Annotated in this window: 1 protein-coding gene; it reads right to left on the reverse strand. The window is 69.6% G+C overall.

The genetic code is table 11. The features are described 5' to 3' along the window. Positions 1-9: 9 nt before the first annotated feature. Positions 10-1,548 (reverse strand): PASTA domain-containing protein (locus tag ACI38Z_RS02390; protein WP_439788587.1); only part of this gene is annotated, 1,539 nt, incomplete at its 5' end.

Here is a 1,548-nt window from a genome sequence, read left to right on the forward strand (position 1 = left end):
GATCAACCCCTATTCGTACACGTCCACGCAGGCAATCATGTCGCAGATGCTGTTGCCAAACTTGGACAGGTCGTAGTCGTCGTACAGGGACGTGGGCGCACAGGTGGCGGAGGCGCGCACGGAGTCGCCCTCGCTTACCACCAGGACGGACCAGCTGTAGTCGCCCATCGTGCCGTAAACGCACACGAACCTTGCGGATGTCTTTGTGAGATCGGACGGCAGCGTGGCGTTGGCCTCCGTGAGCGTCTGGCTCGCGCCCGTGAAACCGCAGAGGTCCGCAAGATGCTGCGCGTCGGCCTCCGTTGGGCCGGAGGCGTCCTGCGGAATGTCAGACGCGGCAAAGTCGAGCCGGATGCCGCGCATGGGCGCGCCGGACGCGAGCACGTCGTCCGTGGAGCTCCCTGTCGCAAAGCTGTGCGAGAAGGGCCTGCTCCCCACCGTGATGTTGCCCTTGTCCGCGGAGGTGTACAGGACCTCTGCCCCACCATCGTCCCCCGTGCCGGAGGACGCGATGGAGAAGCCCTGCGTCTTGAGGTACTCTGTCACGCGCTTGACGCAGTCAAAGTAGTCGCGAAGGTGCCGATAGTCTGACGGGAACGGCGACGAGACCTGCAGCGTGACCGTCGCACCCTTCTGGATCGTGGTGCCGGGCGCGGGGTCCGCCGCCACGACGGTGCCCGCGTCCTCGCTCGACTCCACGTACGCGACGCTCGCGGTCAGCCCCGCCTCCGCGACGGCGGACTTGGCGGCGTCCTCGTCCTTCCCCACCACGTAGGGCACGGTGTAGGGCTGCGCCACCTTGATGGTCACCTCGTCCGAGGACGCAAACTGCGCGCCGGCGGCCGGACTCGTGGCCACGACCGTGCCCTGCTCCGCGTCGGACGCGACGTAGGCAATCGAGAAGTTCCTTGCGCCTGACTTGCGCAGCGCCGCCTTGGCAGCGGCGAGCGTCTTGCCCGTGACGTCCGGCACCGTGCGCGGCGTCGCGACGCTGACCGTGACGGTGCTCCCCGCGTCTCGCCGCTGGCCCGCCTTGGGGTCGGTCGCGGTGACGGTGCCCGCGTCCGCGTCGGACGCGACCTTGCGCACGCGCACGGCAAAGCCCTTCTGCTGCAGCCGCGCCGTCGCGCGTGCCTGCGTGTAGCCCACCACGTACGGGACGACCTTGCCGCCCCAGAGCTCGGCCCCGTACGTCGCCGCAGCCACGAGGCACGCGGCGATACCTGCCACGATCACCAGGGCGAGAAGCGCGCGGCCGCGCCTGCGGCTCCTGCCCTCGCCAGGGACCTCCTTGGGCAGCGGCGCCTGGCCGATGCCCTCCGCGTCGGGACCGAAGGCGTCCACGTCGCGCACGACGGTGGCGTCCGCGTCCTCCACCGCATCCTCGGAGTTCTGGCTCACGGCAACCACGTCCTCGTAGCGGGAGGAGTCCTCGGCGGCGTGGGCCGGGGCCGGCACGGACGCCGGCTCCTGCTCCTGGCTGATGGGATGGCTGTCGTTCTTCTCGTCCGACACGGGGGCTTCCTTTGGCGTGGCTTGCACTTGCCT

It is taken from the genome of Parafannyhessea sp., from assembly GCF_051876455.1.
In the GTDB taxonomy this organism is placed as follows: domain Bacteria; phylum Actinomycetota; class Coriobacteriia; order Coriobacteriales; family Atopobiaceae; genus Parafannyhessea.